Source organism: Flavobacterium bizetiae (assembly GCF_902804475.1).
In the GTDB taxonomy this organism is placed as follows: Bacteria; Bacteroidota; Bacteroidia; order Flavobacteriales; family Flavobacteriaceae; genus Flavobacterium; species Flavobacterium bizetiae.
On the sequence record NZ_CADCSU010000188.1, the window covers coordinates 1 to 8191 of the forward strand.

The following is an 8191-nucleotide window of genomic DNA, read 5'->3' on the forward strand; positions in this document are numbered from 1 at the left end:
GTTATATATTAGCCTTTGTATTTAAGACTGACTATTGTTAACTAGATAGATTACGTCACTAATTATAAATGATAAAAAAGGCTCTGAATTATCAAAGAATTCAGCAGACTTATAAAATGTATACCGATAAAACAATTGAAAATTTACAACTATTAAATGGCTGAAATTAAAAGAGAAGCGGGTGACAAAACAAAAGGATTTACCCTGCAAAAGCAAAGAGCATTAGGTCTTTTTTTTGATGAATTTAAGAACAATCCCAATGCATGCATTAATGTTGCTATTGAATATAAAGGAGATGTGTTTTTGCAAAATGACGATTCCAAATATATTGAAGAAGAAAAAAATTATGATGATACCACAGCGTTTTCATTTAACTCGTCACAGATATTAAATACACTAGTTTACTTTTTAGAAATCTGGATTTCGTCAAGTAAAAGTACTAATCTTAAGTTTGGTTTTTATTCGACTAATAAAATTACTGTAGAAAATAATACAAAAAAAACCACATTATTAGATATCACATTGCCTAAGCAAGGATTGCTGAAGCTCGTTTTTGAAGGGAAATTGCAAAATGATCATGTCTTAGATTCGGTCAGAAAGTATTTAGTGGCTGAATATTTGGAACAATATGACAAAAATATAGAGCAGGAACTGGATGATGATTCGTTGGCTGCCTTTTTAAGCGCAATTAACTGGTATTTTGAGCAAGATAATGAGAAAGATTATAAAGAAGAAATTATAATCAAAATTAAAGATTCAAAATTCGCTGAATCATTTACTAATCCCTATCAAAAAGAATTTGTTTATGCGGCATTAATGCTTGCGTTAGAAGAAAAGCAAGATGAAGCAGATACGATTTTAAAGTTCTTAAGAAAAGATGGTATCGAAAATTTCTTTTTAAAAATTTGTGCAGGTAAAGAAATTAACCTGAAAGCGCAAAAGTACCTTAATGTAGATATTAGTGACCTTAAAATAAAGGTAGAGACATGGCTGCAGACATTTCTACATAATAAATATTTTTCCAATATTAAAGATAAATCCTTTCCTGAATTAATTGATAGGAAAGTTGCTAAACATAATAGGGAAATTAAAATTGCGAGAAAGAATATTGAACAAACCGATCCTGCCAAAGCCAAACTGTTAGATGTTGTAATCAAGAATCTTGGAGATTTAATTAATGATTCACAACCAACCTTTTTATTCGGAGAAATCGGAAGCGGGAAAAGTACTTTACTAGCCCATTACTTTTTGAAAGAAGTAAAAAATGATGTTCTGCCAATTTTCATTCCTTCGAGTTACCTTCGCGGCAAAATACCAACTGATAAAAAAGTACTAAAGTCAATTATAAATGAATTCGTAAACGAAGAATTAAATATAATTGATAAAATATTTGATATAGATTTTATCCTTTTAGCAAAGAAAGAGGTAACATTAATTTTTGATGGATTAGATGAGTTTGATTTCGATGAGCGTAAAAAACTGCTTTCACATTTGCTCAATTGGTCCAATAGTGCTGTAAACATAAGGATTATTGCATCTGGTCGACCGATTGAAATGTCCGATTTAGTACATTTTAATCAATGGAACTGCCTAACTACGTTGGATTTGAGCGAAAATGAAATAAAACTAATTTTAAAAAATGAGGCGGTTGGAGTCGGTATGTCAGTTAAGGAGGCAGAAGATGATTCGGTACAACGCTGGAACATTTTAAAATCTAAGCAAGAACTATTGGCCAATGCAAGTACTCCTTTAATTGTATGTCTAATCAGAGACTTCTTGGACGAGAATCTTAATTCGAAAACATTAGGTGATATATTATATGAGGTTGTAAAAATAAGATTAAAATGGACTTCTATTGATCAGAAAGAGAGTTTTAAATTATTTTTAGATACTTACCCCAATGTTCTGCAAAGAGAGAGTTTTATTGCATCAATTGCATACCGACTTTATACATCCAAGGATGGAAAAATTAATGATGATGTTTTTTATCAAATTATAGACAGCTTAATTTCTACTGAAGTTGGAGAGAGAAACAAATTAGTAGATGAAACAATAAATTTTATCAAGAGCAACTTCCTCCAGAAGACTGGAGAGCAGTACGCGTTCCAATCCCATCAGCTTCTCCAGCTTGTAGTTGGTTTATATCTATTTAAAGGGATTTTGAAAGGCGAAGATTTTAATTTCAAAAATGAAAGAATTAATTCTTGGAGGGAAATTTCTTTTGCATCGGCAATTGCAAGAACTAAAGGAGAAAGTGCCAAGGTAGAAAGTTATCTTAGCGAAGTAATTGAGGAGTTGCTTTTCACCAGTAATAATACTCCTGCAGCCGCTGTTCTATTGGCCGAAGCACAAATTTCTTCATTAAACACCATATTTCTTGACAAGGTTAAATTGATTGGTTTTCGGCCTCTCATGTTTTGGGGGCAGTCTGACTCATTAGTTCCACAGGCCTATGCATACATTATAGATGATTTGAAGGAAGATGGTTTTGATTGGTTTTTTAATGATTATATTACTCCTAGACATTCTACTTTCTCTGGAAATGATGAGATGGCGGCTTTGATACTTCGATATTATCTGCTACGGTCTCAATTTGAGCTTAAAGAAAGAGAAAAAACTATGCTCGCGTCAATAATTCCATACCATTTAGCTGCGCAAACTTTCACATGTCACGAATTGTTGCCAACAATGTCTTTAGCAATACCGAAAAAATTTACAGTAGAGAAAGGTTGTATATTGCTTGCAGAAGCTTTGAAAATTGATTTACTAAAAGAAAGAGCTGCTGAACTGTTAAAAGAGGAATTAAATAAAGGAAATAGAGAGGCGGTAGTAAAGGCATTAGAAATTGCATGTCGAAGCAAAGATCGTGACCGGATAAACGCAATTAAAATGTGGTTCGAAATTGTTGAAGGCGATATTCCCAAAGTTATTCTTGACAATTGTATCAATCTAATTGCAAATGAAGAAAATGAGTTATTCTTATTACTTCAAGCAAGGATGGGTGAATCGAGGCTTCAAGCCTATTGCAGATTTAATGCAATCAGTAACAATTCTATTTCCGATGCAGCAGCTGTAGTTTTATTTAAGTATTATGGAGAGCGAAACCCCATTTTGGTTGGTGAGCCTGTTTTAAAGAAGCCTTCATGGTCTGACTACAAAAATGGGCAAAGGGAAAAAATTGTCGAAGAAATAATTTGTGATAGTGAAAAAGGGGTTGAGTACATCATAAGGTTTGTTGATCATTCCGACGATAAATCAGGAATTCCTGATTTATATTTAAAGTATTTTTTAGCAACTTTAGAAAAATCTGAAAATATTTACCTAAATGAGTTTTTGTTCATTGTTCGAAACTTAAGCAAATATTCATTAGCTAGGTATCCTGAAATCAGAGCTAAGTTTTCAGCAGTTCTTACAGATACTGACTATTATGATGTCTTAAAAAGCTCGTTGAAACATTTGGATGGAAGACTAAGATATAAAGCAGCCACTATACTGCTGATCAGTAATCCTGAGTATGAAAAAGAAGCATTAGAGATAGTTATAAGATCAGTTTCCAAAAGTCATCATGATAATCAAGAATTTTTGAGGCTATGCATGAAACTTAATTTTTCTCCTAATATACTGGACTTCATATTTAGTTTGACAAACGAGTTGCCCGAGCTTTCAAAAGTTTTTGCATTAAAACTGCTTTACCATAACAATCAGCATAAACTAACCAAAGACTTATTGACTGAATTAATTAGGGGATTGTTAGGAGATGCTTCTTTTTTGGATTGGAGCGGGAACTTTTTAGATGATGGTATTGAAAGAGTTATTGGTAAAGAGCAATTTTATTTAGATATTTTGGACGAATTAAGCTCCGAAAACCTAAAAAATAGAACATCCGCAGCGAGAAGTTTACTATATCATTATGCAGATAAGCTAACCATAAAAGAAAAAGCACAATGCTGGCTTTTAGATATCCAGGATGCGCCGGAAGCAATTAAAGATTTTTACAACAAATTTCAGTTTTTATTTGACGATCCCCACTTTGTTCGGGAATTGAAAGAATTCGCACTTTTAGTTGAAGAGAAGTATAGTTTGAAAGATTTAATATTCCCTGCTTTCTATCAAGCTTATAAGGATGGAGGAGACTGGAAACATTTTTTTCTGGCATTAGTACAAAGCAAAAGGCATTTTGACAATCATGTTTTTCAGCATTTATATGGACTTATTTTCCAATTAGGAAAACTTGACCGTTCAACTAAACAAAAAATTGGGGTGGCTGTTAAAGAAATAATGGCGTTAGAAACTTTTGCGCAGGACCATAGCAGTAATTTACTAATTCCACAATTAGCCATAATTGCTCATGAATTCAATGCCCTAAATAATTTTGAAATCAACGAAATTTTGGATAAATATAGAATTGCTGATGATAATGCACTTTGCGCTTTACTTTATAGATTAGGATCGATTCCAGAAACATTTAACACTAATGAGAAAAATATTGATCATATTTCACTATTCGCACGAAATACTGTAATTCCCTTTGTTGCTGTAAATTTGGATGAACTTGATAATCTTCTAGTAGACGGTGAAGATATTCCCCATTCTATTATTACTAATATTGAAGCTGTTCTGGTTCAAGGAGATTTAACATTTAAAGACCTTGTGAACTTGTCGAATAAAGGAAATTTAGGAACTTATTTTTCGATTGCTGTTAATTTTTCAAATAACCAAACCCTGGATCTGTCAGATTTTGCGAAAGCTGAAAATATTGGGAGTAGAAATTATAATGCTCGTAAAATTACTCAGGAAAACAAGGCAATTCTCTCTAAAATTAGAGAGATATCTCTTTCAGATGATAAACAGAAAAATGACTATATTAATTTATTGATCAATGATATTGCAGATCCTGCCAAGTCAAAAAATGTAATAAATTTATTTACTGAATTGTTTACTCTAAAAGCGGATTTCGATTCGGAGCTGCTTCCACTTTTATTTGAAAGTTTAATGGAATTTCCCTATAGATTTAATTTGAATTTACTCTTTTGGATTAATGGATTTATTATCGAACTTGATGAGGAAAAACAAAATAAGCTAGTAAATCCATTTACTGCATTTCTAAAAACAATAAATAATTATGCAATAGAAAGACATGAAAACAAACAAGAACTTCTTTCATGGTGTTTGTCCCTTATTTTACTTCTAATTGAAAAGAAGGTTAACGAAGATATTGAACGTGGAATCTTAAATGGATTGAAAAATATTTTTATTCAAGATGGACAAAAGTATGCGGTAAATGAGCATTCTCACTTACAATTTAAAGGACGGGATTTATTCATATGTAGTGACGTGATCATTAAAAAAATAGATCCTTCACTTTTTCAACAAATAATACAAAAAGGAGCTGGTAGCAATGTGCCTGAGATTAGTTCTTTATGTACAATGTTTTCAGTATTTACAATGCAATAAAAGATGCTGCAAAAACTATTGCGATGAGTGTGGGAAGACAATTTTCTAATAAATATTGTAAAATGAGCAACAATGAATGAGTATAAATACCTGTTTTAAATTTAATGCTTAATATTACTTTTGGAACAGTAGGGACACTATGGCAGTGGAATTAAAAAGCAGAATTCTGTTTGGTCAACAAATGCAAATTTAGATGGTTATCAAATTTTTTTTAGTCAAAAATTATGTTTGAAATATTCTCAACCAGGGAAACTGCGATAATTGTATGGACTTCCATATTTATTATTATTGCCCTTTTAGTCGTAAAATTTAAAGACGTTTTTGATCTTTTAAGCAAATTTTTTGATCGTAAGATACAAATTCCTTTATGGGGAATGTTTTGCTATATTGGAGCAATAACCTTTGCTTTCTTTACAGCTGGGGTATGGAATATGGGTCTGCTTAAAGATACGATATTATGGTCTTTAACTTCAGCAACCATTTTGTTTTTTAATATGAACAAAGCAAAGGAACGTTCTTATTTCATGCCAATCATAACTGATAACTTAAAAGCAGTTATACCTCTGGAATTTATTACTAATTTTTACACTTTCAGTTTTGGGATTGAAATGGTTATAATTCCAGTTATGACTTTTATAGGTGTGATGCAGATTGTAGCAGAAAATTCTTCAAAAACCAATCCTGACCATTTGAAGACGGCCAGCTGTTTAAAAGGTCTGTTTGCCGGACTTGGAATTCTTATTTTTATTTATGTATTTTATAAAACATTGGTAGATTATAAAAGCCTGATCACCGTTGAAAATTTAAAAAGTTTATTTCTTCCAGTTGTTTATACATTTCTTTTACTGCCGTTTCTATATCTGTTGGCACTTTATATGAATTATGAAGTTTTATTTATACGACTGCCTTATCTGATTGACAATAAAAAAGAACGGCTTCAAATGAAATTACATATCCTTTTGCTGGCAAATCTGAATTTAAAAAAACTCCATAAGATAAGCACTAACCTAAATTTTGCGACATATACCACTTGGGGAAGAAGAGGGACATTAAATGATGAGTTTGTTTTCTGCCTTTCGGACATAATCCATAGATTTCCATCAATGCCTTCTTTGATATCAGTTTTCTTTAATTGATAAGCGTCTATGTAAGCCAGGCCAGTGTAGCATTGGAAGACAAATACATCCCTTACGACATTGAGCCTGTCAGTTGTGAAATAATGACTTTCAAGTTCGTACAATTCCTGTGCGGTGAGTGGTTTTTTCACCAGTTTTGTTTTACGTCCCTTAAAGTTCTTAAATGGGTCCTTGGTGATTAACTCCTTATCAATGGCGCGGATTACAATCTTTTTGAAATTTGCAATATACTTTAGGGTGGTGTTGTTGCTGCAGTCGCGTACAGTTCTAAGGTAAAACTCGAAGTCCTTTACAAACTCAAGATTCAAATCCGCAAATTCAAGATCGTGCTTTTTAAGCTTGAGTTTTATAAACGTAGTCAAATGGTTTTTAGTAATTGTAAACCGGTCAAGGGTGCCTTTTGCATAGCCTTTTCCAAGAAGCGCCTCCATTTCATCATTATGCTTTTGAAATTCTTCGAGCACCTTAATCTTTGGCGCTGTCCTTCCTAGAACCTCGTCCATAATTTTCTCAGCGGTTATGGTTTTGCCGCTGTACATCATTTCGGTTTTGATTTCATTGATTTTTAAAGTCAGCGAATCCAAAAAGAAGTTCAGCGACTTTGCATCTTCCTTTGATCCGACCGCTCTTTCGAACCTTTGATCCCATCGTGTATTATCCCATTTTCTCTTAGTTGAGCTTTCCTTACGGATACCGTCAACAGTTATTCTGAAATATACGATCCATTCTTTACTTTCTATTTTGGGTCTTTTTAAAAAGAATCCCAAACCAAAACTGCTTTCCAACATAATCCTACTTTTTAAATTAATAAATGTAGAATAATATTACTGTCAAATCAAGTCGTTAATCTCGTTAACCCCTGTAATATATGGGATTTTTGCTGTTTCTGGTGCACTTTTCTGCGCGCCGGAAAGTGCACCGATTCTGCACCTTTAATTTTGTGAGAATTTATAAATATTGAAAACAGGCCTTAAAGCAAAAAAGCCAGTAAATCATCGGATTTACTGGCTTTAAGACATTTTTTAAGGCTTTTTGAAAAGATTGAAAACTTACAGTTTTTCGACTTTTCGGCCTTTCCGTGGGGAGAGCAGGATTCGAACCTGCGAAGTTCACACAGCAGATTTACAGTCTGCCCTCGTTGGCCGCTTGAGTATCTCCCCGAAGCTTTGTATTGTTGCGCTTTGTTTTTCTAAGCGGTTGCAAATATAGGAACGTTTTTTCATGTTTACAAACAAAAAATCAACTTAATTTTAAGTTATTTTAAAGTTATATTTATACACCTGAAAAAAAAGTCTTTAGAAATAAATCTACCAAGTAGAGTAGAAGAAAAATAATAGTTCACTGAATAATTCTTTGGAGAATTTTAGTGTATTTGAAATTACTTTAATTTGAGCATAAAAAAAAGTCCTAATTTTCATTAGGACTTTTTTAGTGGGGAGAGCAGGATTCGAACCTGCGAAGTTCACACAGCAGATTTACAGTCTGCCCTCGTTGGCCGCTTGAGTATCTCCCCGAAGCTTTGTATTATAGCGCTTTGTTTTTCTAAGCGGTTGCAAATATAGGAACGTTTTTAATGTTGGCAAACAAAAAATGAACTTAAT

At 32.7% G+C, this 8191-nt stretch carries 2 protein-coding genes and 2 tRNA genes; 1 reads left to right on the top strand and 3 read right to left on the bottom strand.

Annotated features, from left to right (window positions below; all coding sequences use genetic code 11):
- The first annotated feature begins 156 nt into the window (after positions 1–156).
- Positions 157–5454, top strand: coding sequence for an NACHT domain-containing protein (locus FLACOL7796_RS22930; RefSeq protein ID WP_173973099.1), 5298 nt, complete (start codon positions 157–159; stop codon positions 5452–5454).
- A gap of 937 nt (positions 5455–6391) precedes the next feature.
- On the opposite strand, the gene FLACOL7796_RS22935 is transcribed toward FLACOL7796_RS22930, so the two are convergent.
- From FLACOL7796_RS22935 to FLACOL7796_RS22945, 3 genes are all read right to left on the bottom strand, one after another.
- Positions 6392–7378: a site-specific integrase gene (locus tag FLACOL7796_RS22935; protein ID WP_232067437.1), complete on the bottom strand. Its 987-nt coding sequence runs from the start codon at positions 7376–7378 to the stop codon at positions 6392–6394.
- 291 nt (positions 7379–7669) lie between these two features.
- Positions 7670–7750 (bottom strand) — tRNA-Tyr (locus FLACOL7796_RS22940).
- Positions 7751–8022: 272 nt separating this feature from the next.
- Positions 8023–8103, bottom strand: a tRNA-Tyr gene (locus tag FLACOL7796_RS22945).
- Between the last annotated feature and the right edge of the window lie 88 nt (positions 8104–8191).

Coding starts and splice junctions, on each gene's coding strand:
- FLACOL7796_RS22930 (WP_173973099.1), top strand. CDS start 157: ATGGCTGAAATTAAAAGAGAAGCGGGTGACAAAACAAAAGGATTTACC.
- FLACOL7796_RS22935 (WP_232067437.1), bottom strand. CDS start 7,378: ATGTTGGAAAGCAGTTTTGGTTTGGGATTCTTTTTAAAAAGACCCAAA.